Origin of the sequence: Cellulomonas composti, assembly GCF_007990245.1 — a bacterium.
Lineage (GTDB): Bacteria > Actinomycetota > Actinomycetes > Actinomycetales > Cellulomonadaceae > Cellulomonas > Cellulomonas composti.
The window spans coordinates 1-22,982 of record NZ_BJWG01000004.1; the positions used below are offsets into that span (position 1 = coordinate 1).

Below are 22,982 nucleotides of genomic sequence, written 5' to 3' on the forward strand. Positions count from 1 at the left end.
TGAGGAGACGAGCGCTCCGGGCGTCGGTGGTGGGTTCTCGCTGCGCAAGCTCGTCGACGGCATCGACGTGGCCGACCTGCCCGACGGCGCGGACACCGAGTTCACGGTCGAGTACTACCTGGACGGGGCGGACACGCCTGCCGGCACGGTGACGGTCACCGCCGACGGCGCGTGGGTCCGCGGCGCGACCGACCTGCCTTCGGGGACGGTCGTGACGTTCGGGGAGGTCGACCTCCCGGACCTGGTGGACGCCTCGTGGACGAGCGCCACGTTCGCACCGGCGAGCGTCACGGTCGACAGCGGGACGACGACCGAGGTGACGCTGACGAACGTCGCGCTGCTGGATGGCGCGGAGGGCGGTGACGGCGGTGACGGTGACGGCGGTGACGGCGGTGACGGCGGTGACGAGCTGGCGTCGACGGGCACGGACGTGATGCTCGGCGTCATCGGTTCGCTCGTTCTCGTGGCCGCGGGAGGCATCCTCCTCCTCGTCGGGCGCCGCCGCCGGACCGCGACTGAGCCCAACTGAGCCGGAGTGGCCCACCAGGGTCACGCGCGACGCCACGCCGCAGCCTCCCGCGGCGTGGCGTCGCGCACGTCACGGTCGACGAGAGTTTCCCGGGCGGCCGCGATGCCGTAAGGTTCTCCTTTGGGTATGTGCGCGCTGCGTGCTGCCCATCCGAACCTCCTCGACGACACGCTCCGGCGTCTGACCGGTCGCGTGCCGACGAGGGTGCTCGGGTGACGAACCAGCAGTGACGACAGTTAGCGGAGGACATGGCGAAGAAGGACGGCGTCATCGAGATCGAGGGCAGCGTCGTTGAGGCGCTCCCGAACGCGATGTTCCGCGTGGAGCTCACCAACGGCCACAAGGTTCTCGCGCACATCTCGGGCAAGATGCGGCAGCACTACATCCGGATCCTCCCTGAGGACCGCGTGGTGGTGGAGCTCAGCCCGTACGACCTGTCCCGCGGGCGCATCGTCTACCGCTACAAGTAACCACCACTCGACATCGCCGCCACGTCGGCCGGGAGCCCCCGGCAGGCTGCGGCGGCGGAGGAAAAGGCCATGAAGGTCAAGCCCAGCGTCAAGAAGATCTGCGACAAGTGCAAGGTGATCCGCCGGCACGGTCGCGTCCAGGTGATCTGCGAGAACCTGCGCCACAAGCAGCGTCAGGGCTGACGCCCGCGCACTCACCTGCCCCTCGGGGCACCCAGCGCACCACCACCTCGGGCCGTCAGGCCCGTTGAACCCTCGGCTCGGAGGCCGGGGCCGCAGGCAAGCGGGAGGGCGGTGCGGACGACCTCCGAACGCAGTACAGGAGCCACCAGGCACATGGCACGTCTCATCGGAGTGGATCTCCCCCGCGAGAAGCGGCTCGAGATCGCACTCACCTACATCTACGGGGTCGGCCGTACGCGCGCCAAGGAGACCCTCGCCGCCACCGGCATCAGCGGTGACCTGCGCGTCAAGGACCTCGGCGACGCCGAGCTCGTCGCGCTCCGTGACTACCTCGAGGGTTCGTACAAGCTCGAGGGTGACCTCCGCCGTGAGGTCGCCGCGGACATCCGCCGCAAGGTCGAGATCGGCTGCTACGAGGGTCTGCGGCACCGCCGTGGCCTTCCGGTGCGCGGTCAGCGCACGAAGACCAACGCGCGTACCCGCAAGGGCCCGAAGCGCACCGTCGCCGGCAAGAAGAAGGCCGGGCGCAAGTAACGCCCCCCGCTGCCGGCAGCCCGATCCGTAGAGAGAAGAAGAAGAGCAGATGCCTCCCAAGTCCCGCACCAACGTGCGTAAGCCGCGCCGCAAGGAGAAGAAGAACGTCTCCCACGGCCAGGCGCACATCAAGAGCACGTTCAACAACACGATCATCTCGATCACCGACCCGTCGGGCGCCGTGATCTCCTCGGCCTCCTCCGGCCAGGTGGGCTTCAAGGGTTCGCGCAAGTCGACCCCGTTCGCCGCGCAGCTCGCTGCCGAGGCCGCCGCCCGCCGTGCGCAGGAGCACGGCATGCGCAAGGTCGACGTCTTCGTCAAGGGCCCGGGCTCGGGCCGCGAGACCGCGATCCGCTCGCTGCAGGCCGCCGGCCTCGAGGTGGGCTCGATCCAGGACGTGACGCCCCAGGCGCACAACGGCTGCCGTCCGCCGAAGCGTCGCCGCGTCTGATCTCGACCCGTGCGGGGCCGCGCTCGTCGTCGGCCCCGCACGGGCGCAGTCGCGCCCAGAGAAGTCCCCGGCATGCAGACCGAGGCATGACCGGAGTCGCAACACCTGCGTGGCGTCATATGGCGGACGTCCGCTGAGAGGAATCACACCGTGCTGATCGCACAGCGCCCCACCCTGACCGAAGAGGTCATCTCGGAGATCCGTTCGCGTTTCTCCATCGAGCCGCTGGAGCCGGGATTCGGTTACACGCTCGGCAACTCGCTGCGCCGGACGCTGCTGTCCTCCATCCCCGGTGCCGCCGTCACGTCCATCCGGATCGACGGCGTGCTGCACGAGTTCTCCACCGTGCCCGGGGTCAAGGAGGATGTCACCGAGATCATCCTCAACATCAAGCAGCTCGTCGTCTCCTCGGAGAACGACGAGCCGGTCGTGATGTACCTGCGCAAGCAGGGCGCCGGTGAGGTCACCGCGGCGGACATCGTCCCGCCGGCGGGTGTCGAGGTCCACAACCCCGGCCTGCACCTCGCGACGCTCAACGACAAGGGCAAGCTCGAGGTCGAGCTCACGGTCGAGCGTGGCCGTGGCTACGTCTCGGCAGCGCAGAACAAGGCGTTCGACGCCGAGATCGGCCGCATCCCGGTCGACTCGATCTACTCGCCGGTCCTCAAGGTGACCTACAAGGTCGAGGCGACGCGTGTCGAGCAGCGGACCGACTTCGACAAGCTCATCGTCGACGTCGAGACGAAGGCCGCGATCTCCCCGCGCGACGCACTGGCCTCGGCCGGCAAGACGCTCGTCGAGCTGTTCGGTCTCGCCCGCGAGCTGAACGTCGAGGCCGAGGGCATCGAGATCGGCCCGTCGCCGACGGACGCGGCACTCGCCGCGGACCTGGCGCTGCCGATCGAGGACCTGCAGCTCACGATCCGCTCGTACAACTGCCTCAAGCGTGAGGGCATCCACACGGTGGGCGAGCTCGTGGCCCGCAGCGAGGCCGACCTGCTCGACATCCGCAACTTCGGTGCGAAGTCGATCACCGAGGTCAAGGAGAAGCTGGCGGAGCTCGGACTGAGCCTCAAGGACAGCCCGCTCGACTTCGACCCGACCGCCGCGGCCTACTACGGCGACGACGAGGGCGACTTCGTCGAGGACGAGCAGTACTGACATCGGCACCGTTCCAGTACTGATTCGGCCCGCCGACTCGGCACTTGACGTAGAAGACTTCAAGGAGAACTGACCATGCCTACGCCCACCAAGGGTCCCCGGCTCGGTGGCGGACCGGCGCACGAGCGGCTGATCCTCGCGAACCTCGCGACGCAGCTGTTCGAGCACGGCCGCATCACGACGACGGAGGCCAAGGCCAAGCGCCTGCGCCCCCTCGCCGAGCGCCTCATCACCTTCGCCAAGCGCGGCGACCTGCACGCCCGTCGTCGCGTCATGACGGTCGTCAAGGACAAGAGCGTCGTGCACGTGCTCTTCACCGAGATCGCGCCGTCCTTCGCGGAGCGCAACGGTGGCTACACCCGCATCACGAAGATCGGCGCCCGTAAGGGCGACAACGCGCCCCTCGCGGTGATCGAGCTCGTGCGCGAGCCCGTCTCGCCGAAGCAGGCTGTCGTCAAGGAGGCCTCGAAGGCCGCCAAGCCGTCGAAGAAGGCCGACGAGAAGCCGGTCGAGGACGTCGTCGTCGAGGACGTCGTCGAGGACGCGCCCGTCGAGGACGCTCCCGCCGACGAGACCGCGGAGTCGGCCGACAAGGCCTGACCCAGCACCACGACGAAGGCCCGGTCCCGCTCGAGCGGGGCCGGGCCTTCGTGCATCCTCCATCCGCCGCTGGCACCCGGCATCGTGCGAGGAACTGGCCACGATTTGTGGCCCATTCCTCGCACGATCCGGATGGTCCGGTCGGCGGCTACCGGGTGCGGCGGCGGGTGGCCAAGGAGGCCAGGGTCGCTCCGACCGCCAGGGCGACGAGCGCGAGGCCCAGGAGACCGGCCGGCGAGCCGCCCGTGGTCGCGAGCGGATCCGTGGCCGTCGTCGGGCTCGGGCTCGGGACCGGTGTCGGGCTCGGCGTCGTCGTCGTCGTGGGGTCCGGCGTCGGCGTGGGCGTCGGGTCGACCGCGAGGACCTCGAGCGAGGCGCTCGCCTCGTCGCCCGTCGGGCCGACGACGACGACCGTGTGGCTGCCGACGGCGGTGTCGGCCGGGACGGTGACCTCCGCCTCGAACGCGCCGTCGGAGTCCGTGACGACCGTGGCGAGCAGCTGCGGGGTCGAGTGCAGCCAGACCTTGACGCGCTGGTTCGCGCCGAAGCCGCCGCCGGACACCGCGAGCTTGTCGCCCGGGTGGACGCTGTCCGCACCGAGCCTGACGGTCGGGACGGGCGCCGCCGTCACGACGATCCGCAGGTGGGCGACCGCGTCCGCGCCGACACCGTTGCTCGTCGAGATCGTCACGTCGTGCGTGCCGACCTCGGTCGTCGCGCCCTGGATCGTCAGGCCGGTGACGTCGACTCCCGCGGGCAGGCCGAGGAACGTCACCATCTCGGGCCCGGGATAGCCGGTGAGCGTGAACGGCACCGAGAAGTGCTCACCCGCGACGACGTCCACGCGGTCGACCACCTCGATCCCGGCGGGCTGCTGCACCACGACGGTCCAGGCCAGCGTCGCCGCGGGCGCGATGCCGTTGGTCAGGGTGAGGGTCGCGGGGTGCGTCCCGGCGTCGGTCGTGCTCCCGACGAGGTGCAGCGTGCCGTCCGAGGCGACCTCGACGGACAGCCCGTCAGGCAGCCCGACCGCGGAGGCCGTGGCCACCGGGTGACCGGCGACGGTGGTCAGCACCTCGTCGACGGTGGTGCCGGCGCGCACGGTCGTCGTTCCCGAGGTCACGGCGGGTACGGGCGGCGCCGTCACCGTCAGCGCGATCGTCGTGCTCGTCGTGCCGACCTCGTTGGTCGCGGTGACCGTGACCGAACCGGCGGGTCCGGCGTCGGCCGCGGCCGGATCGGCGCTGAACGTGCCGGTCGCCGCGTCGAACGTGAGCCAGGTGGGCAGCGCGCCCACCGACAAGGCAGGCGCGGGGTGGCCGGTCGCGGTCACGACGAGCGTCGCGTGCTCGTCGGCGAGGAACGTCGCGGACCCCGGGGCGTCGATCTCGGGCGTCTCGCGCACGTCGATGACGACGTGCGCGGTGTCGTCGGCGTCGATGCCGTTGTGCGCGGTGAGCGTCACGTCGAACCGGCCCGACTGCGCGGGCGTCCCGGTGATCACGACGGCCGGACCGGACTGGTCGATCGCGAGGCCCGAGGGCAGGCCGTCCGCGGTGACCGTCGGCCGCGGGTGCCCGGTGACGGTGAGCGTCACGGGCGTGAGCGGCACGCCGAGGTCGGCGGTGACGGACCCGGGTGCGACGAGCGTGGCCGGAGCCTCGACCTCGATGCGCCAGGTCGTCGTGATCGGGTCCGTCGTGCCGTTGTCGAGCGTGAGCGTCACGTCCGACGACCCGGCGACGGTGGGCGTCCCGACGAGCGAGACGTCCGTGCCGTCGACCTCGAGCGAGAGCCCGTCGGGCAGGTCCGACGCCGACACGTCCGGCGTCGGGAACCCGGCGAGGCCGAACACGGGCTCGTCCACCGCGACACCGACGCGCACGTGGGTCGTCGCGGGGGCGGGCGAGAGCGCCGGCGTCGAGGTGACACGCACGGCCACGTACGCGGTTGCCGAGACACCCGCGGTGTTCGTCGCGGTCAACTCCACCTGCGACGTGCCGGTCGTCAGCGGCGTGCCGACGATCTCGGTCCCGTCCGCGGCGAGCGAGAGCCCGTCGGGCAGCCCGACCGCGGTCAACGTCGCCTGCGGGTAGCCCGCGACGGTGACCGGGATCGAGGCGGGGACGCCCACGGGCAGGTCGGCGGCGGCTGGTGCGCTGACCGTCGGCAGGGTCCACACGTCGAGAGCCAGCCCACCGGTCGCGGGCTCGCCGAGCCCGTTGTCGGCGGTGAGCGTGACGGTGACGATCCCGCCGCCGGTGGTGGGGGTACCGGCGATCTGGACGTCGCCGTTCGGCAGGAGCGTCGCCGTGAGTCCGACGGGCAGGGATCCGGCGTCGACGGTCGGGGTCGGCACGCCCGTGGTGCTCGCGACGACCTGCGAGAACAGCTGGCCGACGACGGCGGACAGCGAGGTCTGCGTCATCGTCAGCGTCGCGGGTGTGGTGACCCGGATCGTGACGCCGGCCGTGTCGGTGCCCGACGCATTCGTGGCGGTGACGGTGAACGGCCCGACCGTCCCGGCCGCGTTCGTCGGCGGCGTACCCGAGAACGCGCCTGTCGCGGGGTCGAACGACAGCCACGCCGGCAGCGTGCCGGTCACGGTGAACGTGGGCGCCTCGTGGCCCGTAACGGCAGGCGTGAGGGACGACGTCACACCGGCGGGGAAGTCGGCCGCGTACGCGTCGAGCGAGAAGGCCGGCGCGAGCAGCGCGCGGACCGTGACGAGCGTCGAGACGGGCGTGCCGACGCCGTTGTCCGCCCACACGCGCACGCTCGTCGTGCCCGTCGCGGTGGGCGTGCCGGAGACGGTCAGCGAGCCGGTCGCCGTGCTGACGGCCAGGCCGGCGGGCAGCGTCGCGGCCGCGCCGTTGGGTGCCGTCGCGCCGCCCGCGGTGAGCGTGAGGGTCGGCGTCGGGTAGCCGGTCGCGGTCCACGTCGCGGACGCCGCGGTGCCCAGGGTCGACGAGAGCGTCGTCGGGCCGGTGAGCTGCGGGACGGCCTGGACGGTCCACGCCAGCGTCACGGACGTGCCCGTGCCGAGCACGTTCGCCGGGGTCAGCGTCGCGGTGCCCGTGCCCATCGCGGACCGTGCGGGGGTCCCGACGATCGCGGACGAGTCCGCGGACACCGAGGTGCCCGCCGGCAGCCCGGTGGCGGTCACGGTGGGCAGCGGGTCGCCGCCGCGGTCCAGGTCGACGTGCTGCGCGACGTCGGCGCGCAGCGTCACCGGCGCGAGCGCGGCCAGCGACGGCGGCTCGGCGACGACCACCTGGAACGTCCCGGTGGCGGTCTCGCCGTTCGTCGTCGCCCGGATCGTCACGGTGGAGGTGCCCGTCGCCGTCGGCGTGCCGGCCAGCCGCACGCCGGTGGCCGTGCGGGTGAGCGTGAGCCCGGCTGGCAGGCCGTCCCACGTGACGGTCGGGTCCGGATAGCCGCCGACCGCGGTGTCCCGCGGGGTGAGGGCGAGCCCGCGCGCGACCGTCAGGTCGGCCGCGGCGGCGACGGACGCGTGCGCGCGCACGACGACGTCGACCGCGACCGGGGCGGTCCGGTAGCCCGAGTCGAGCGTCGCGGTCACGTGGTGGGTGCCGGCCGCGGTCGGGGTCCCCGTCAGACGCAGCGCACCACCCGTGAGCTGCAGCGTCATGCCGGGCGGCACGCCGCCGACGTCGGTCAGCCCGGCCGTGGGGGTCGAGGAGACCGTCCCGAGGCCGACGGTCGCGGACTCGCCGACCCACGGCTGCGTCGGGGCCGTCGGCGTGAAGGTCACGGGCGAGGGCACGACGATCTTGACGACCCGGTCGACCGTCAGCGAGTTCGCCACGTCGGCGTGGATCGTCATGTCCCACACGCCGTAGCCCGTGCCGGGGTTGCCCGTCATCGTGCCGGTCGTCGTGCTGCCGGACTTGCTCGTCGAGAAGGTCAGCCAGCCCGGCTTGCCGGCCGTGACCGAGACGTCGGGGGCCGGGTTCCCCGTCACCGGGACCGTCCACGTGGTCGTCGTCGAGGCCGGGAAGACGTACTCGTCGCTGCCGCCGATCGACGGCATCTCGTAGGACGGCTCGCCCACGTTGGCGCCGATGCCCTCGAACGTCACGGAGACGTTGGAGTTGTTCGTCACCGCGGCGACGAGCAGGGTGATCGACTTGACGTGGCCGCGGTCGAAGCCGGACTGGAACGACAGCACCGCGACGTCGCCGACGTACTCGGGCGTGTACCTGATGGTCAGCCAGTCGCCCGCCGGGCCGCCGGTGCGGCTCAGGCCGCCGACCTGCGCCACGCGGCCGTTCACGTCGACGGCCCGCAGGCCGAACGTCACGGCGCTCGGCTGGTTCGGCACGACGTCGCGGTACCTGAGGGTGATGCGATCGGCGCCGTTCTGCTCGATGTTCACGCTCGTCGGCGCGGTCCACACCACCTGCGCGGAGCCGAAGTTGCAGCCGATCGCGTCCGGCACCCGCACGTCGAGCTTCATCGTGCCCGTGCCCATGGTGACGGCGTTGTTGCCGGACGGGCTGCACGTGTCGTTGCCCGGCACGAGCGTCATCGGGCCCATCGAGTTCCCGGCGAAGTCGTCGACGCTGAACCCGACGTCCGCCGCGGTCGCGGGCGATGCGAGCGCGCCGACGAGCGACGCGAGCGCGAGGACCGCGACCGTCAGCAGGGCGGTGAGTCGCTGGGCGGGGGGCACGGGAGAGCGCATGAGTTCCTCCGGTACGCGCTGGGCCGAACGGGTGAGGCCCCCGGCGGACCGGCGTGCGGGCGGTACCGATACCTGCGGCGGGACCGATGCCTGCGGCGGTACCGTCGCGGGCATGGGGGTGGTCCTTGTCCACGGCGTCCGCACGTCGCGAACGATGTGGCGTCCGCAGCTCGAGGCGCTCGACCGCGCGGGCGTGCCGGCGGTCGCGGTCGACCTCCCGGGGCACGGGAGCCGGGCGGGGGAGCGGTTCACGCTCGACGGCGCGGTCGAGGCCGTCGCTGCGGGCGTCGACGGGCTGGGCGGCCGCGCGCTCGTCGTCGGGCTCTCGCTCGGCGGCTACGTCGCGATCGCGCACGCCGCGCGGCGGCCCGGGCAGGTGGCGGGTCTCGTCGCGGCCGCGTGCTGCACCCGGCCGCGGCGCGTCCTGGTCGGCGGGTGGTCCGCGCTCGCGGCCGGGATCGGCCGGCTGCCCGACGGCGGGGCGCGGCTCAACGACGGGTTCGCGCGTCGGCTCGTCGGCGAGCGCGGCCTGGCCGACCTCGGCGCGGGCGGGTTCACGCTGGAGGTCATGCCCGACGTGCTGCGCGAGGTCGGCATGCTGGACCCCGTGGCCGCGCTCGGCGCGGTGAGCGCGCCCGTGTGGCTCGTCAACGGCCGCTACGACCACTTCCGGGCCGACGAGCGCCGCTACCTCGCGGCGTGCCGCGACGGCCGGCTCGTCGTGATCCCGGGCGCGACCCATCTCGTCAGCGTCGTCGCACCCGTGTCGTTCATGCGCGTGCTGCTCGAGGCGCACGACGAGGTGGGCACCGACTGACGGTGCGCGCGCCGGTCAGCCGCGCGCGCGCCGGGCCGCCGCGCGTCGGGCCTTGCGGCTGCGGTCGACGAGGCCGAGCCCGGCCAGCGCGTCGGCCAGCGAGCCGTCGACGTGCACCTCGATCTCGTCGTCGGAGTGCTGCGTGACCTGCGTCAGCGTCCCGTCGGCGGTGCGGTGGTAGACGTGCGGACCGATCGCGTCGGCCTCGCCCTGCCTCATGCGCGCGATCGTGGCCATGAGGTGCGCGGCGCGCAGCACCTGCTCGTCGCGCACCGCGTGCACGAGCAGCACGCGGGCGTCGGGCACCGCGACGAGGAGGCCGAACCGTCCGTCGTCGGGCAGGTCCGGCTCGCCCACGGCCGCCAGCAGGTCCTCGACGACGAGCAGGCGGCTCGCGCCGAGAGGGTCGGCGGCCTCGAACGCGTGCACCGCGTGCGCGGCGAGCTGGTGCTCGGGCGTCGGCAGGGTGCGCAGCCCCGCGAGGGCGTCGTCGACGCTGCACCCGGGGGCGTCGGTGAGCCTGCCGTCGTGCAGGACGGCCGCGACCGCGACGAGGCCGCCGCCGAGCTCGCGTGCGTCCGGCGGGGCCACCTCGGGGTCGAGCAGCAGGCGGGCGACGAGGAGCCCGGGCGCGTCGGTCATGGGTCTGCTCAGCCGATCAGCCCGAGCGCCGCCATCGCCTCGGCGAACGGCCCGTCGACGACGACGTGCACGCCCGACCCGGTGTCGCGCGTGATGGGCGTGAGCTCGGCGCCCGGCTGCGCACGGAAGTAGACGTGGGGGCTGAGTGGCCCGGGCTCGCTCTGGCGTGACCGCGCGATGCCGATCATGAGCTGCACGGCCGCCACGACGGTCGAGTCGCGCGGCACGTGCACCAGCAGGCAGGTGCGGTCGGGGACGGCGACGAGCACGCCGTGCGTCGGCGCGGGGGCGCCCACCGACGCGAGCAGGTCGTCGAGCAGGAGGACCCGGCTCGCACCGAAGAAGTCGTCCGCGAGGAACACGTGCACGTCGTGCTCCTCGTGCCGGTACGCGGGTGCCGGGAGCCGGCGCAGGCCGGCCAGCGCGGGCGCTCCGGTGACAGCCCAGCCGCCCAGCGCCGCGCCGTCCCACAGCAGCGCGATCGTCTCGGGGTAGTCGATCGCGGCGCGCACGACGAGGTCCGGGCCGAGGCGCGGGCCCGCGGCGGGGTCGTCGTGCGGCAGGTCGAGGACCGACAGCACGCGCGCGACGAGCTGGTCGGCGACCTCGTCGACCGATGACGGGAGCGTGCGCTCGCGTGCGGTCGCGAGGTTGTGGACGTGCTCGTCGACCAGTGCGGACCAGTCCGAGCGCTCGTACGAGGGCAGGACGCGCGCCAGGTTGGCCAGCCCGTAGATCCCCTCGGCGGTGCGCACGTGGTCGTCGCCGGCGACCGGGTCGACGAACCCGGCCCGGGCGAACGCCGCGACGGCGTGCGCCCGCAGCCAGTGCGCGTCGGAGGACGTCAGGGGCGGGAGCTTCGCCTCGGTGCTGCCGCCCGGCGCCCACGCGGTGGCGTCCCCCGGTGCCGAACCCGACGCGGGCGCCGAGGAGCCGGAGCCCCCGGGTCGCGACGCCGGCTCGTCGGATCGCGTTCGGCGCGAGAAGAGGCCCATAGGTCGGACGCTACGCGAGCCCGAGCGACCATGCGCGCACGCCGCCCACGATCCCCGCCTCGTTCGGCACGACGACGACGCGGTCCCCGAGCCGGTCGAGCACCGTGCGGGTCACGTGCCGCGAGTTGCCGCCGCCCAGGTACAGGCGGTCCCAGCGGAAGACGGGCCACAGCCCCTCGACCGCGCGGGCCACCCGCCGGGACCAGATCGCGTTGCCGAGCCGCCGTCGCTCGACCTGGCCGATGTACGCGTCGTAGGTCAGCCCCCAGCGCACGGGGGCGTGCGACAGCTCGAGGTGGGGCGAGAGCCGGCCGCCGTCGAACAACGCCGAACCGAGGCCCGTGCCGAGCGTGAGGACCAGCTCGAGCCCGGCGCCCGTGACGACGCCCGCACCGTGCACCTCGGCGTCGTTGAGCACGATCGCGGGCAGCTCGAGCCGCTGCTCGAGCAACGCGCGGATGTCGCGGTCCGTCCACTGCTCCAGCAGGTCGGGGTCGACCGGCGTGCGCGGTCCGTCCGTGGTCACGTAGTGCGGGGTCGCGACGACGACGCCGTGCCGGATCATGCCCGGCAGCCCGATCGTGGCGCGGTCGGCCGCCGGCAGCCGCGCGGCGAGGCCCGCGATCGTGTCGGCGAGCCGCTGCGGCGGCAGCGGGTACGGCGTCGGCACGCGGATGCGCGGCGCGTGCAGGGTGCCGGCCGCGTCCAGCACGGACGCCTTGATGCCGCCGCCGCCGCAGTCGACGGCCAGCGTCCAGGGATCGGTGCCGGGCACGGGGCCACGCTAGTGCGCCCGCAGGTCGCGCGCCGGGACGCCGGTCGGACGCAGTTCGGTGGGCAGATCTGCGGTGGGTGGGTTCTCGGTGGGTAGGTTGGCGCCGTGACCGACGTCCGCCTGCGCCTCGACCTCGCGTACGACGGCACGGACTTCGCCGGGTGGGCGCGCCAGCCCGGGCTGCGCACCGTGCAGGGCACGCTCGAGGACGGCCTCGCGACGATCCTGCGCACGGGTCCGCGCGGCGTGCCGGCACCGCGGCTCGTCGTCGCGGGTCGCACGGACGCAGGTGTGCACGCGCGCGGGCAGGTCGCGCACGTCGACGTGGACGACGAGGCGCTGCAGGCCGCCCGTGGTCGCAGCGCGCGCGACCCCCTGGACGCGCTGCTCACCCGCCTGGCGGGCGTCCTGCCGCGCGACCTCGTCGTGCACCGGGTCTCGACCGCGCCGGCGGGCTTCGACGCGCGCTTCTCGGCGCTGCGCCGCCGGTACGCGTACCGCGTGTGCGACGACGCCGCGGCGCGCGACCCGCTCGTGCGCGGCCACGTGCTGTGGCACGCGCGTGCGCTGGACGTCGCGGCGATGACGGCGGCGGCCGCGTCGCTCGTCGGGCTGCACGACTTCGCGGCCTACTGCAAGCCGCGCCCCGACGCGACGACGATCCGCACGCTCGAGCTGTTCACCTGGTCGCGCCCGACGGCAGGCCCCGACGCGGGTCTCGTCGTCGCGAGCGTGCAGGCGGACGCGTTCTGCCACTCGATGGTGCGCTCGCTCGTCGGCGCGAGCCTGGCCGTCGGTGAGGGGCGCCGCCCGCTCGGGTGGCCGGCCGAGCTGCTCGCCGCTCGTCGTCGGGACGCGGCCGCGCACGTCGTCGCGGCGCACGGTCTCACGCTCGAGGCGGTCGAGTACCCCGATGACGACGAGCTCGCGGGGCGCGCGGACCGCACGCGCGCGCGCCGTGGCACGGACGAGGTCGCGCCGCCGGGCGACTGCTGCTGACCTCGCGTGCCAGGGCACCGCCGGGCACGCCGGCTGAGAGGATGGCCCCGATCCCAGGAGGACTCGTGAGCGTGACGACCGAGCGTGACGTGCTGGCTTTCGCCGAGCCGCCCGAGGCGGTGCTCGCCGCCCTCGGCGTCACCGCCGACGGTCTCTCCGACGAGCGGGCCGCGCAACGGCTGGCGCGGTTCGGCGCGAACCGGCTGCCCGAGCCGCCGCGGCAGTCCGCCGTGCTGCGCTTCCTCGGCCACTTCGACGACGTGCTGATCTATATCCTGCTCGCGGCGGCGGTGGCCAAGGCGATCCTCGGGGACTGGGTGGACTTCGCGGTCATCCTGGCGGTGGCCGTCGCCAACGCGGTCGTCGGCTACGTGCAGGAGGGCCGTGCCGACAAGGCGCTCGCGGGCATCGCCACGATGCTCTCGCTCGAGGCCGACGTGCTGCGCGACGGCGAGTGGCACGCGGTCGCCGCGGACGGTCTCGTGCCGGGTGACGTCGTGCGCGTGCGGTCGGGCGACCGTGTCCCGGCGGACGTGCGGCTGCTCGAGGCCACGTCGCTGCAGGTCGAGGAGGCGGCGCTGACCGGCGAGTCGGTGCCCGCGCACAAGGACGTCGCGGAGGTCGGTACCGACGCGGGCGTCGGCGACCGCTCGTGCATGCTCTTCTCGGGCACGATCGTCACGTCGGGCCGCGGCGTCGGTGTGGTCACCGCGACGGGCGCCCGCACCGAGATCGGGCGCATCCAGACGCTCGTCGCGGGGGTGGACCATCTCGACACGCCGCTGACGCGTCAGCTCGCGCGCCTGGGCAAGCAGCTCAGCCTGCTGATCCTGCTCATGGCGGCCGTGATGCTCGTCATCGGCAGGGTGATCCACGACTTCGAGCTCGGCGAGCTGGTCTCGGCCGCGATCGGGTTCGCGGTCGCCGCCGTGCCCGAGGGCCTGCCCGCGCTCGTGACCGTGACGCTCGCGCTCGGCGTGCAGCAGATGGCGCACCGCAACGCGATCACGCGCAAGCTCACGTCCGTCGAGGGTCTGGGCTCGGTCACGACGATCTGCTCGGACAAGACCGGGACCCTGACCCGCAACGAGATGACGGCCCGTACGGTCGTCACCGCGGACGGGCGGTACACCGTCGACGGACTCGGCTACGAGCCGCTCGGCGCGGTCCGGTCGAGTTCCGGGTCGGCTTCCGGTGCGTCTCTCGTGGACGGGTCCGACGAGGTCGCGAGCCTGGCGACCCACCGCGACCTCGCGGCGCTCGTCACGGCCGGCGCGCTGTGCAACGACGCCCGGGTCGCGCGCGACGAGGCCGGCCACTGGGGCATCGTCGGGCAGCCGACCGAGGGCGCCCTCGTGGTCCTCGCGGACAAGCTCGGCTGGGTCTCGACGTCGACGCGGCTCGCGCAGGTGCCGTTCGAGTCCTCGACGAAGTACGCCGCGACGCTCGACGAGCTCGCCGACGGCTCGCGGCACGTGCACCTGCTCGGCGCGCCCGACCGGCTGCTCGCGCGCTGCACCACGCAGCGCACCGCGGCCGGTGCGGCCCCGGTCGACGTCGCGTTCTGGGAGGGCGTGATCGACGAGCTGGGCGGTCAGGGGCTGCGCGTGCTCGCGACAGCCCACCGCGCGGCACCGGGCGCCGAGTCGCTCACGACCGAGGACGTGGGTGAGGAGCTCGAGCTGCTCGGGCTCGTCGGCATCGTCGACCCGCCGCGCCCCGAGGCGATCGCCGCGATCGCCGACTGCCACCGCGCGGGCATCCGCGTGAAGATGATCACGGGCGACCACGCAGGCACCGCGCTCGCGATCGCCGGCGAGCTCGGCATGGTCGACGTCGGCGAACCCGACTCCGACGGCCGCGTCGAGGTGCTCACGGGCGTCGAGCTCGAGGCGATGACCAACGAGCAGCTGCGCCGCCGCGTACGCGACGTCGACGTGTTCGCGCGCACGTCGCCGGAGCACAAGATCCGGATCGTGCGGGCGCTGCAGTCGTTCGGCGAGGTCGTCGCGATGACCGGTGACGGCGTCAACGACGCGCCCGCGCTCACGCGCGCCGACATCGGCATCGCGATGGGCATCAAGGGCACCGAGGCCACCAAGGAGGCCGCGGACATCGTCCTGGCCGACGACAACTTCGCGACGATCGAGCGGGCCGTCGAGGAGGGCCGCCGGATCTACGACAACATCCGCAAGTCGGTCGCGTTCCTGCTCCCGACGAACGGCGCGCAGTCGCTGGTCATCCTCGTGGCCGTGCTGCTGGGCCTGGCGCTGCCGCTCACGCCGGTGCAGATCCTGTGGGTCAACCTGGTCACGGCCGTGACGCTCTCGCTCGCGCTCGCGGGCGAGCCTGCCGAGCCGGGCATCATGAAGCGCCCGCCGCGCTCGCCGGACGAGCACGTGATCTCGCGGCCGACGTTGATCCTGGTGCTGTTCGCCTCGGTCGTGATCGGCGTCGCGACCCTGGTCGTGTTCGTCCTCGAGAAGGAGCAGCTCGGGGTCAGCGACGTGCATGCCCAGACCTCGGCCGTCACGATGCTGGCTCTCGCGCAGCTCGCCTACCTGCTCAACTGCCGCTTCCTGGGCTCGTCGAGCCTGACCTGGCGGGTGCTGACGGGCAACCGGCTGGTGTGGGTCGCCGCGGGTGCGCTGATCGTGCTGCAGCTCGTCTTCACGTACGTGCCGTTCATGCACGACTGGTTCGGCTCGGCGCCGATCGGCGCGCGCGACTGGGCGATCACGGTCGTCGGCGCAGTCGTCGTCTTCCTGCTCGTCGAGGTCGCCAAGGCCCTCGTGCGCCGGTCGTTCCCGCCCGCACCGACCCCGCGGCGTCTCGCGACCTACACCTCGTCCTCGTCGTCGTCGCGGTAGTCCTCCTCGGGGACGTATTCCTCGTCGATGAGGTGCACGGCCGCCTCCTCGGCGCTCGCAGCCCCGCCGGAGACGCCCGCGTCGCGCGCGAACGTGTCGTTGCCGCCCGCCGCGAGCGCGCCGTCGTCCTCGACGAGCCGCCCGGCGCGGCGCTCCTCGCGGTCGCCCGTGATCCGCGGTCGCTGCTCCCAGACCTCGGGCTCCTCCTGGACGATGCGCTGGTCGATCGTCTCGCGGTGACGCTCCTCCCACGGTGTCTCGCCGTAGTGCGTGTGGCGTTCCCGCTCGGGCGGGGAGTAGCCCTCGTCGAGCAGGTCGCCCACGCCTCGCTCGACCAGCGTGTCCTCGAGGGGGAGCTGGTCGCTGTCGCCCTCGCTGCCGAGGGCCTGGTCGTCGCTGGTGCCGGGCGTGTGGCTCATGACACGAATCTCGCACCGTGGACCCTCCGGCGCCAGCGCCGGAGGTCCGTGGCGTGCGCATTGCGCTTGGTCGAGCACGGCCGGGCGTCGAGACTGGGGCCATGGGCCACCTGGACGTGATGGGGGTCGGGTACACGCTGCCCGACGGTCGACCGCTGCTGGACGACGTGACGTTCCGGGTCGGCGACGGTGCGCGGGTCGCGCTCGTCGGGCCCAACGGCGTGGGCAAGACGACACTGCTGCGCCTCGTCACGGGCGACGAGCAGCCGCACGCCGGTTCGGTCGCGCGCAGCGGTGGCCTGGGCGTCATGCGTCAGGACGTCGGGCGGATCGACGACGAGCGCAGCGTGCGTGACCTGCTCGCGTCGCTCGCGCCGGCGGCCGTCCGGGACGCCGCGGCGGAGCTCTCGGCGTCCGAGCTGGCCATGATGGAGGTCGACGACGAGCCCGCCCAGCTCCGGTACGCACAGGCGCTGGTCGACTGGGCCGACGTCGGCGGCTACGAGGCCGAGGCCGGCTGGGACCAGGTGACCGATGCGGTGCTCTCGATCCCGTTCGAGCGTGCGCAGCACCGCACGGTCCGCACCCTGTCGGGCGGCGAGCAGAAGCGGCTCGTGCTCGAGGCGCTGCTGCGGGGCCCCGACGAGGTGCTCCTGCTCGACGAGCCGGACAACGCGCTCGACGTCCCGACCAAGCGCTGGCTCGAGGACCGGCTCGTCACGTCCCCCAAGACCGTGCTGCTGGTCAGCCACGACCGCGAGCTGCTGGCCCGGGTGGCGACGCACGTCGCGACGCTCGAACCGTCACCGGCCGGTGCGTCCGTGTGGGTGCACGGCGGCAGTTTCGCGACGTACCACGAGGCCCGTGAGCAGCGCCTGAGTCGCGCCGACGAGCTGCTGCGCCGCTGGCACGAGGAGCACGCCAAGCTCCGCACCCTCATGCTCACGTTCAAGCAGAAGGCCGCGTACAACTCCGACATGTCCTCGCGGTACCAGGCGGCCCAGACGCGGCTGCGCAGGTTCGAGGAGGCCGGCCCGCCCGCCGTGCGCGTGCGCGAGCAGTCCGTGGTGATGCGGCTGCGCGGCGGTCGCACGGCCAAGCGCGCGGTCGTCGCGAAGGGTCTCGAGCTCACGGGCCTCATGAAGCCCTTCGACCTCGAGGTGTTCTACGGCGAGCGCGTCGCGGTGCTGGGCTCGAACGGGTCGGGCAAGTCGCACTTCCTGCGGCTCCTGGCGGCGGGCGGCTCGGACCCGGGTCCCGAGCACGAGCCGGCCGACGACGTCGTCGTCGAACCCGTGGCGCACACCGGTTCGGTGGTGCTCGGCTCGCGCGTGCGGCCGGGCTGGTTCGCGCAGAACCGCACGCACCTCGACCTCGTCGGGCAGACGCTGCTCGACGTGCTGCACCGCGGCGACGGCCACCGCAAGGGCGTGGGCCGTGAACAGGCGAGCAAGGCGCTGGACCGCTACGAGCTCGTCGGGCAGGCGGAGCAGCGCTACGAGACGCTCTCGGGCGGCCAGCAGGCGCGGTTCCAGATCCTGCTCCTCGAGCTGGGTGGTGCGACGCTGCTGCTGCTCGACGAGCCGACCGACAACCTCGACCTGCACTCGGCCGAGGCGCTCGAGGACGGTCTCGAGGCGTTCGAGGGGACGGTCCTCGCGGTCACGCACGACCGCTGGTTCACGCGCACGTTCGACCGCTACCTCGTGTTCGGGGCCGACGGTACGGTCCGCGAGACGCCCGAGCCGGTGTGGGACGCGGCGCGCGTCGCACGCGTGCGCTGACGGCCCGGCCGGCGGCGTTCAGCCGACGACGAGGACGACGGCGAGCGCCGCCATCACGGCGGCGACCGCGAGGTCGAGGACCTGCCACGCGCGCGGCCGGGCGAACAGCGGCCGCAGGCGCGTCGCGCCGAAGCCGAGCCCCGCGAACCACGTGGCGCTCGCGAGCACCGCACCGACGCCGAACGCCCACGGCGCGGGCGACTGGTGCGCGAGCGTCCCGAGCAGGACGACGGTGTCGAGGTAGACGTGCGGGTTGAGGAACGTGAGGGCCAGGCACGTCCCGACGACCGCGCGCAGCGTCGAGGGGCCCTCGGTCGCGGGGTCCAGCCGCTCGGGATGCCGCGCGCGCAGCACCGCGGCGACCGCGAGCCAGAGCAGGAACGCGGCGCCGATCCAGCGTGTCGCGGTGAGGACGGCGGGGTGCGACGAGACCAGCGGGCCGAGCCCGGCGATCCCGACGGCCACCAGCAGCAGGTCGCTCAGCGTGCAGAGCGTGACGACGACCGCGACGTGCTCGCGCCGGATGCCCTGGCGCAGCACGAACGCGTTCTGCGCACCGATCGCCACGATCAGGCCCGCGCACGCGAGGAAGCCGGCGACGGCGGATGAACCCACGGCGACGACGCTAGGGACCTCGTCCGGTGAAGTCCATCTCAGGAAACTTCGCTGGCGTTAGCATCGCTTCATGTCTACACCGGTCCGGCCCTACGACCGCGAGCAGCTGCGCGCGCTGGCCACCGTGCTCGACGAGGGCAGCTTCGAGGCCGCCGCGGCGCGGCTGCACCTCACGCCGTCGGCCGTGAGCCAGCGCGTGCGCGCGCTGGAGCAGCGGGCCGGTCGCGTGCTCGTCGTGCGCTCGAGGCCGTGCCGTGCGACCGACGACGGCGCGGTGCTCGCCCGGCTCGCGGGCCAGGTCGCGCTGCTCGAGCGGGACGCCGCCGACGCGCTCGGCGGGGGCGCCCGCGACGCGAGCGACTCCGGCCCGGTTCGCCTCGCGGTCGCGGTCAACGCCGACTCGCTGTCGAGCTGGTTCCCCGCCGCGCTCGTCGGGCTGCCCGCCGACGTGCTCGTCGACCTGCGCCGCGAGGACCAGGACCGGACGGCCGCGCTGCTGCGGGACGGTTCGGTGACCGCCGCGGTCACGTCCGACGCGCACCCGGTGCAGGGCTGCCGCGTGCGGCCGCTGGGGGCGATGCGCTACGTCGCGGTCGCCGCGCCAGCGTTCCGCGACCGGTGGTTCCCGGGACCGCTCGACGCGGCCGCGCTGGACCGGGCGCCCGTCGTCGCGTTCAACCGGGCCGACGCGTTGCAGCACCGGTTCGCCGAGCGGCTCGTCGGCCGGGCCGTGGCGCCGCCCGTGCACTACGTGCCGTCCAACGGCGCGTTCGTCGCGCTGCTGGCGGCGGGGCTCGGGTGGGGGATGGTCGGCGAGCAGTCGCTCGCGCCGCTGCTGGCCGACGGCTCGCTCGTCGTGCTCGCGCCCGACGGCCACCTGGACGTGCCGCTGCACTGGCAGCACTGGGCGCTGCGCACCCCCACGCTCGACGACCTCACCGACCGCGTGGTCCGTGCGGCACGAACGGCCCTGCGCTCGCCGCCGGCGGTGTGACGCAGACGGTTTTGACCCGTGGCGACGCGCGCGGGTAGTCTGGGCCGCTGTTGTGCGTCCCTGTCGTGCGCCCGTGGCTTCTCACCACGCGGACCGATGGTCAGGACCGGTGCGAATCCCACTCGCCGGACCGCGGATGCGCCACCGACAGCAACGGAAGGTCCACCGCGCCCTGCGGCGGGTCCGACCGACACACGACGCAACAAGAGACGAAGGCTACGACCGTGCGTACGTACACCCCGAAGCCGGGCGAGATCGAGCGGAACTGGTACGTCATCGACGCAACCGATGTCGTCCTGGGCCGCCTGGCCACCCACGTGGCCACCCTCCTGCGCGGCAAGCACAAGGCCACCTTCGCGCCCCACGTCGACGGCGGTGACTTCGTCATCGTCATCAACGCGGAGAAGGTCGCCCTCACCGGCAACAAGCGCGAGGCCAAGCTCGCCTACCGCCACTCCGGGTACCCGGGCGGCCTGCGGGCCACCCCGTACTCGGAGCTCCTCGAGAAGCACCCCGAGCGGGCGATCGAGAAGGCGGTGCGCGGCATGCTCCCCAAGAGCTCGCTCGCACGTCAGCAGCTCGGCAAGCTCAAGGTCTACCGCGGTGCCGAGCACCCGCACCAGGCGCAGCAGCCGAAGCCGTTCGAGATCACCCAGGTCGCGCAGCAGGCCTGAGGCCGGCGCGAGTAGAGACGACAGGACACCCACGTGGCAGAGACGACGGTCGACATCGACCTCGAGGGCGACGAGACGCCCACCAGCTACACCTCGGAGACCGTGGCCCCCACCGGCCGTGGTCAGAGCATCACCGCTCCCGCGCAGGCCCTCGGCCGCCGCAAGGAGGCGATCGCCCGCGTTCGTCTGGTGCCCGGCACCGGCGAGTGGAAGATCAACGGCCGCACCCTCGAGGACTACTTCCCGAACAAGGTGCACCAGCAGCTCGTGAACTCCCCGCTCAAGCTCGTCGACGTCGAGGGGCGTTTCGACGTCACCGTGCGCGTCACGGGTGGCGGCGTGTCCGGCCAGGCCGGCGCCGTGCGCCTGGGCATCGCCCGCGCGCTCAACGCGATCGACGCCGAGCACAACCGCCCGGCCCTCAAGAAGGCCGGCTTCCTGACCCGCGACGCGCGCGTCGTCGAGCGCAAGAAGGCCGGTCTCAAGAAGGCTCGCAAGGCACCCCAGTACTCGAAGCGCTGATCCAGCGCCCAGGCCCGATGGCCCCGACGGTCCTTGCGACCAGCGGGGCCATCGGCGTCTGTGCACGACGTCCGGCAGAACGACGACGGCGAGCACGACGAACGACGAGCACGACGAACGACGACGCCGCCGGTGCGGGCTACCGTGGCGCTGACGACGAAGGAGTCCGACATGGGTGAGCTGTTCGGCACCGACGGGGTGCGGGGCCTGGCCAACAGCGACGTGACGGCCGAGCTCGCGCTCGACCTGGCGGTCGCCGCCGCGCACGTGCTGGGCACGCGCGGCGAGTTCGAGGGGCACCGCCCGCGCGCCGTCGTCGGGCGTGACTCGCGCGCCTCGGGCGAGTTCCTCGCGGCCGCGACGTGCGCCGGTCTGGCGTCCGCGGGAGTCGACGTGGTCAACGTCGGCGTGCTGCCGACGCCGGCGGTCGCGTACCTCACCGGGACGATGGGAGTCGACATCGGAGTCGTGCTCTCGGCGTCCCACAACCCCATGCCGGACAACGGCATCAAGTTCCTCGCGCGCGGCGGGCACAAGCTCGACGACGACCTCGAGGCACAGATCGAGGCGCGGATCGGGGAGTCGTGGCAGCGACCCCTCGGCGGTGACGTCGGGCGCATCCGGGTCGACACCGGCAGCGCGGGCGACGCGTACGTCGCGCATCTCGTCGGGACGATCGGCGTCTCGCTGGAGGGCGTGCGGATCGCGGTCGACTGCGCGAACGGCGCGGCGAGCGAGGTGGGTCCGGCGGCGCTGCGCGAGGCCGGCGCGGACGTCGTCGTCATCAACGCGTCGCCCGACGGGCGCAACATCAACGAGAAGTGCGGCTCGACGCACCCCGAGCAGCTCCAGGCCGCGGTCGTCGCCTCCGGTGCGCAGCTCGGCGTCGCGTTCGACGGGGACGCGGACCGCTGCCTGGCGGTCGACCGGTTCGGCACGCTCGTCGACGGCGACCAGATCATGGGCGTGCTCGCGGTCTCGCTGCGCGACGCCGGTGCGCTCACGGACGACACGCTCGTGACGACCGTGATGAGCAACCTGGGCCTGCGCCTGGCCATGGAGGCGACGGGCATCCGCACGGTCGAGACGGCCGTCGGTGACCGGTACGTGCTCGAGGCGATGCGGGTGGGCGGCTACAGCCTCGGCGGAGAGCAGTCCGGGCACATCATCATGGCGGCGCACGCGACCACGGGCGACGGCGTGCTGACCGCGCTGCAGCTCGCGGCCCGCGTCGCGGCGACCGGTGAGCCGCTCGACGTCCTCGCCGGGCACGTCGCACGGCTCCCGCAGACGCTCGTCAACGTCCCCGGCGTGGACAAGGCCCGCACGGGCGACGCGGTGCTCGCGGCCGCGATCGCCGAGGCCGAGTCGCGGCTGGGCCGCACCGGACGCGTGCTGCTGCGCCCCAGCGGGACCGAACCGCTCGTGCGCGTCATGGTCGAGGCCGCGACGCAGGACGACGCCGACCGCACCGCGCACTCGCTGGCCGACGTCGTGCGGGACCGGCTCGCGCTGTGACGAGCCGCGACCAGCAGGTCCGCGAGCTCGTGCTGCGGCTGCTCGACGGCGTCGGTGAGGGCGTGGCGTCGATCGTGCGCGCCGGGCACCCCGTGCTGCGCGGTGTCGCGCTGCCGTACGACGCCCAGCTCTCGCCGGACGAGCTCACCGCGCTCGTGTCGCTCATGCGCCGCACGATGCGCGCCGCACCCGGTGTCGGGCTCGCCGCGCCGCAGCTCGGCCTGCCGCTCGCGCTCGCGGTCGTCGAGGACCCGGGAGTGGCGTCCGAGACGGTCGCAGAGGTGCGCGAGCGTGCGCCGTTGCCGTTCCGGGTGCTCGTGAACCCGGCGTACGAGCCCGCGCTGCACGCCGAGCGCGCCGCGTTCTACGAGGGCTGCCTGTCGGTCCCCGGTCTGCAGGCGGTGGTCGGCCGGTGGCGCGCGGTGCGCCTCACGGGATCCGACGAGACGGGCGCGGCGCTCGACGAGATCGTCACCGGATGGTCCGCGCGCATCGTGCAGCACGAGACCGACCACCTCGGCGGCACGCTCTACCTCGACCGCGCCGAGCTGCGCTCGCTCGCCGCGGCGGACCAGATCGGGCTGCGCTGGACGAGCGAGCCCCGGCCGGAGGCGGCGTCCGCCGCGCTCGGCTTCGTGCTGCCGACCTGAGGTTCGGCGCGCGGAACCGGCGGGGCACGTACCGTGGGTCGGGGAACACGGGTGCGGGCCGGCGCGTTGACC

Annotated in this window: 22 protein-coding genes; 16 read left to right on the forward strand and 6 right to left on the reverse strand. The window is 73.5% G+C overall.

Annotated features, from left to right (window positions below; translation table 11 throughout):
- The 7 genes from CCO02nite_RS15630 to rplQ all read left to right on the forward strand — a co-directional run.
- Positions 1 to 529 (forward strand): DUF5979 domain-containing protein (locus CCO02nite_RS15630; RefSeq protein WP_222593146.1); only part of this gene is annotated, 529 nt, incomplete at its 5' end.
- Between the two features lie 248 nt (positions 530 to 777).
- Entirely contained in the window at positions 778 to 999 is a 222-nt protein-coding gene (gene infA / locus CCO02nite_RS05550; protein WP_013770189.1) for a translation initiation factor IF-1, read from the forward strand.
- A 69-nt stretch (positions 1,000 to 1,068) separates the two neighbouring features.
- Positions 1,069 to 1,182 carry a 50S ribosomal protein L36 gene (rpmJ, locus tag CCO02nite_RS05555; RefSeq protein ID WP_013117849.1) on the forward strand — a complete coding sequence of 38 codons (114 nt, stop codon included), beginning with the start codon at positions 1,069 to 1,071 and terminating at the stop codon, positions 1,180 to 1,182.
- 153 nt (positions 1,183 to 1,335) lie between these two features.
- Positions 1,336 to 1,716, forward strand: a complete 381-nt coding sequence (gene rpsM / locus CCO02nite_RS05560; protein ID WP_146842147.1) for a 30S ribosomal protein S13 — start codon at positions 1,336 to 1,338, stop codon at positions 1,714 to 1,716.
- Positions 1,717 to 1,765: 49 nt separating this feature from the next.
- Positions 1,766 to 2,167, forward strand: coding sequence for a 30S ribosomal protein S11 (rpsK, locus tag CCO02nite_RS05565; RefSeq protein WP_146842149.1), 402 nt, complete (start codon positions 1,766 to 1,768; stop codon positions 2,165 to 2,167).
- A 150-nt stretch (positions 2,168 to 2,317) separates the two neighbouring features.
- The gene (locus CCO02nite_RS05570) at positions 2,318 to 3,328 is read left to right on the forward strand and encodes a DNA-directed RNA polymerase subunit alpha (RefSeq protein ID WP_146842150.1); all 1,011 of its coding nucleotides are present in this window, start codon (positions 2,318 to 2,320) and stop codon (positions 3,326 to 3,328) included.
- Positions 3,329 to 3,403: 75 nt separating this feature from the next.
- On the forward strand, positions 3,404 to 3,928 hold the full coding sequence (gene rplQ / locus CCO02nite_RS05575) for a 50S ribosomal protein L17 (protein ID WP_146842152.1): 525 nt from the start codon (positions 3,404 to 3,406) through the stop codon (positions 3,926 to 3,928).
- 148 nt (positions 3,929 to 4,076) lie between these two features.
- Here rplQ and CCO02nite_RS05580 read toward each other — a convergent pair whose 3' ends face one another.
- On the reverse strand, positions 4,077 to 8,636 hold the full coding sequence (locus CCO02nite_RS05580) for a beta strand repeat-containing protein (RefSeq protein WP_146842153.1): 4,560 nt from the start codon (positions 8,634 to 8,636) through the stop codon (positions 4,077 to 4,079).
- Positions 8,637 to 8,748: 112 nt separating this feature from the next.
- Between CCO02nite_RS05580 and CCO02nite_RS05585 the strand changes: the two genes are divergently transcribed.
- Positions 8,749 to 9,453 carry an alpha/beta fold hydrolase gene (locus CCO02nite_RS05585; protein WP_146842154.1) on the forward strand — a complete coding sequence of 235 codons (705 nt, stop codon included), beginning with the start codon at positions 8,749 to 8,751 and terminating at the stop codon, positions 9,451 to 9,453.
- A 15-nt stretch (positions 9,454 to 9,468) separates the two neighbouring features.
- Here the strand turns inward: CCO02nite_RS05585 and CCO02nite_RS05590 are convergent, their stop codons facing one another.
- From CCO02nite_RS05590 to CCO02nite_RS05600, 3 genes are read right to left on the reverse strand one after another with little or no spacing between them, the layout of a single operon-like run.
- The gene (locus CCO02nite_RS05590) at positions 9,469 to 10,095 is read right to left on the reverse strand and encodes a hypothetical protein (protein ID WP_146842156.1); all 627 of its coding nucleotides are present in this window, start codon (positions 10,093 to 10,095) and stop codon (positions 9,469 to 9,471) included.
- A gap of 8 nt (positions 10,096 to 10,103) precedes the next feature.
- Entirely contained in the window at positions 10,104 to 11,090 is a 987-nt protein-coding gene (locus CCO02nite_RS05595; RefSeq protein ID WP_146842157.1) for a DUF1444 domain-containing protein, read from the reverse strand.
- Between the two features lie 10 nt (positions 11,091 to 11,100).
- Positions 11,101 to 11,865 carry an ROK family protein gene (locus CCO02nite_RS05600; RefSeq protein WP_146842158.1) on the reverse strand — a complete coding sequence of 255 codons (765 nt, stop codon included), beginning with the start codon at positions 11,863 to 11,865 and terminating at the stop codon, positions 11,101 to 11,103.
- Positions 11,866 to 11,970: 105 nt separating this feature from the next.
- On the opposite strand from CCO02nite_RS05600, the gene truA reads away from it, so the two are divergent.
- Positions 11,971 to 12,864 carry a tRNA pseudouridine(38-40) synthase TruA gene (truA, locus tag CCO02nite_RS05605; RefSeq protein ID WP_146842159.1) on the forward strand — a complete coding sequence of 298 codons (894 nt, stop codon included), beginning with the start codon at positions 11,971 to 11,973 and terminating at the stop codon, positions 12,862 to 12,864.
- Between the two features lie 41 nt (positions 12,865 to 12,905).
- A complete protein-coding gene (locus CCO02nite_RS05610; RefSeq protein ID WP_146842160.1) occupies positions 12,906 to 15,734 on the forward strand; it encodes a cation-translocating P-type ATPase in 2,829 nt (942 codons plus the stop codon).
- Here the strand turns inward: CCO02nite_RS05610 and CCO02nite_RS05615 are convergent.
- On the reverse strand, positions 15,704 to 16,153 hold the full coding sequence (locus CCO02nite_RS05615; protein ID WP_146842161.1) for a DUF5709 domain-containing protein: 450 nt from the start codon (positions 16,151 to 16,153) through the stop codon (positions 15,704 to 15,706). The genes CCO02nite_RS05610 and CCO02nite_RS05615 overlap by 31 nt on opposite strands.
- A gap of 101 nt (positions 16,154 to 16,254) precedes the next feature.
- Here CCO02nite_RS05615 and CCO02nite_RS05620 point away from each other — a divergent pair, with 101 nt between their 5' ends.
- Entirely contained in the window at positions 16,255 to 17,937 is a 1,683-nt protein-coding gene (locus CCO02nite_RS05620) for an ABC-F family ATP-binding cassette domain-containing protein (protein ID WP_146842162.1), read from the forward strand.
- Between the two features lie 18 nt (positions 17,938 to 17,955).
- Here CCO02nite_RS05620 and CCO02nite_RS05625 read toward each other — a convergent pair whose 3' ends face one another.
- The gene (locus tag CCO02nite_RS05625) at positions 17,956 to 18,552 is read right to left on the reverse strand and encodes a LysE/ArgO family amino acid transporter (protein WP_146842163.1); all 597 of its coding nucleotides are present in this window, start codon (positions 18,550 to 18,552) and stop codon (positions 17,956 to 17,958) included.
- Positions 18,553 to 18,622: 70 nt separating this feature from the next.
- Here CCO02nite_RS05625 and CCO02nite_RS05630 point away from each other — a divergent pair, with 70 nt between their 5' ends.
- The 5 genes from CCO02nite_RS05630 (at position 18,623) to CCO02nite_RS05650 (ending at position 22,910) form a co-directional block, all read left to right on the forward strand.
- Positions 18,623 to 19,546, forward strand: coding sequence for a LysR family transcriptional regulator ArgP (locus tag CCO02nite_RS05630; RefSeq protein WP_146842164.1), 924 nt, complete (start codon positions 18,623 to 18,625; stop codon positions 19,544 to 19,546).
- A gap of 224 nt (positions 19,547 to 19,770) precedes the next feature.
- Entirely contained in the window at positions 19,771 to 20,220 is a 450-nt protein-coding gene (gene rplM, locus CCO02nite_RS05635) for a 50S ribosomal protein L13 (protein WP_146842165.1), read from the forward strand.
- A gap of 33 nt (positions 20,221 to 20,253) precedes the next feature.
- On the forward strand, positions 20,254 to 20,742 hold the full coding sequence (gene rpsI / locus CCO02nite_RS05640; protein ID WP_146842166.1) for a 30S ribosomal protein S9: 489 nt from the start codon (positions 20,254 to 20,256) through the stop codon (positions 20,740 to 20,742).
- Positions 20,743 to 20,913: 171 nt separating this feature from the next.
- Positions 20,914 to 22,260 (forward strand): phosphoglucosamine mutase, encoded by a 1,347-nt coding sequence (gene glmM, locus CCO02nite_RS05645; protein WP_146842167.1) that lies wholly within the window; start codon positions 20,914 to 20,916, stop codon positions 22,258 to 22,260.
- Complete coding sequence (locus CCO02nite_RS05650) at positions 22,257 to 22,910, forward strand: peptide deformylase (RefSeq protein WP_146842168.1); 654 nt, start codon at positions 22,257 to 22,259, stop codon at positions 22,908 to 22,910. Before glmM ends, CCO02nite_RS05650 begins: the two co-directional genes overlap by 4 nt.
- Positions 22,911 to 22,982: the final 72 nt, after the last annotated feature.

What these genes read in the sequence shown, in the direction of transcription:
- glmM (WP_146842167.1), top strand. Translation starts at nt 20,914, where the DNA reads ATGGGTGAGCTGTTCGGCACCGACGGGGTGCGGGGCCTGGCCAACAGC.
- CCO02nite_RS05630 (WP_146842164.1), top strand. Translation starts at nt 18,623, where the DNA reads ATGTCTACACCGGTCCGGCCCTACGACCGCGAGCAGCTGCGCGCGCTG.
- CCO02nite_RS05580 (WP_146842153.1), bottom strand. Translation starts at nt 8,636, where the DNA reads ATGCGCTCTCCCGTGCCCCCCGCCCAGCGACTCACCGCCCTGCTGACG.
- CCO02nite_RS05610 (WP_146842160.1), top strand. Translation starts at nt 12,906, where the DNA reads ATGGCCCCGATCCCAGGAGGACTCGTGAGCGTGACGACCGAGCGTGAC.
- CCO02nite_RS05620 (WP_146842162.1), top strand. Translation starts at nt 16,255, where the DNA reads ATGGGCCACCTGGACGTGATGGGGGTCGGGTACACGCTGCCCGACGGT.
- CCO02nite_RS05590 (WP_146842156.1), bottom strand. Translation starts at nt 10,095, where the DNA reads ATGACCGACGCGCCCGGGCTCCTCGTCGCCCGCCTGCTGCTCGACCCC.
- CCO02nite_RS05595 (WP_146842157.1), bottom strand. Translation starts at nt 11,090, where the DNA reads ATGGGCCTCTTCTCGCGCCGAACGCGATCCGACGAGCCGGCGTCGCGA.
- CCO02nite_RS05615 (WP_146842161.1), bottom strand. Translation starts at nt 16,153, where the DNA reads ATGAGCCACACGCCCGGCACCAGCGACGACCAGGCCCTCGGCAGCGAG.
- rpmJ (WP_013117849.1), top strand. Translation starts at nt 1,069, where the DNA reads ATGAAGGTCAAGCCCAGCGTCAAGAAGATCTGCGACAAGTGCAAGGTG.
- infA (WP_013770189.1), top strand. Translation starts at nt 778, where the DNA reads ATGGCGAAGAAGGACGGCGTCATCGAGATCGAGGGCAGCGTCGTTGAG.
- rpsM (WP_146842147.1), top strand. Translation starts at nt 1,336, where the DNA reads ATGGCACGTCTCATCGGAGTGGATCTCCCCCGCGAGAAGCGGCTCGAG.
- rplQ (WP_146842152.1), top strand. Translation starts at nt 3,404, where the DNA reads ATGCCTACGCCCACCAAGGGTCCCCGGCTCGGTGGCGGACCGGCGCAC.
- rpsK (WP_146842149.1), top strand. Translation starts at nt 1,766, where the DNA reads ATGCCTCCCAAGTCCCGCACCAACGTGCGTAAGCCGCGCCGCAAGGAG.
- CCO02nite_RS05585 (WP_146842154.1), top strand. Translation starts at nt 8,749, where the DNA reads ATGGGGGTGGTCCTTGTCCACGGCGTCCGCACGTCGCGAACGATGTGG.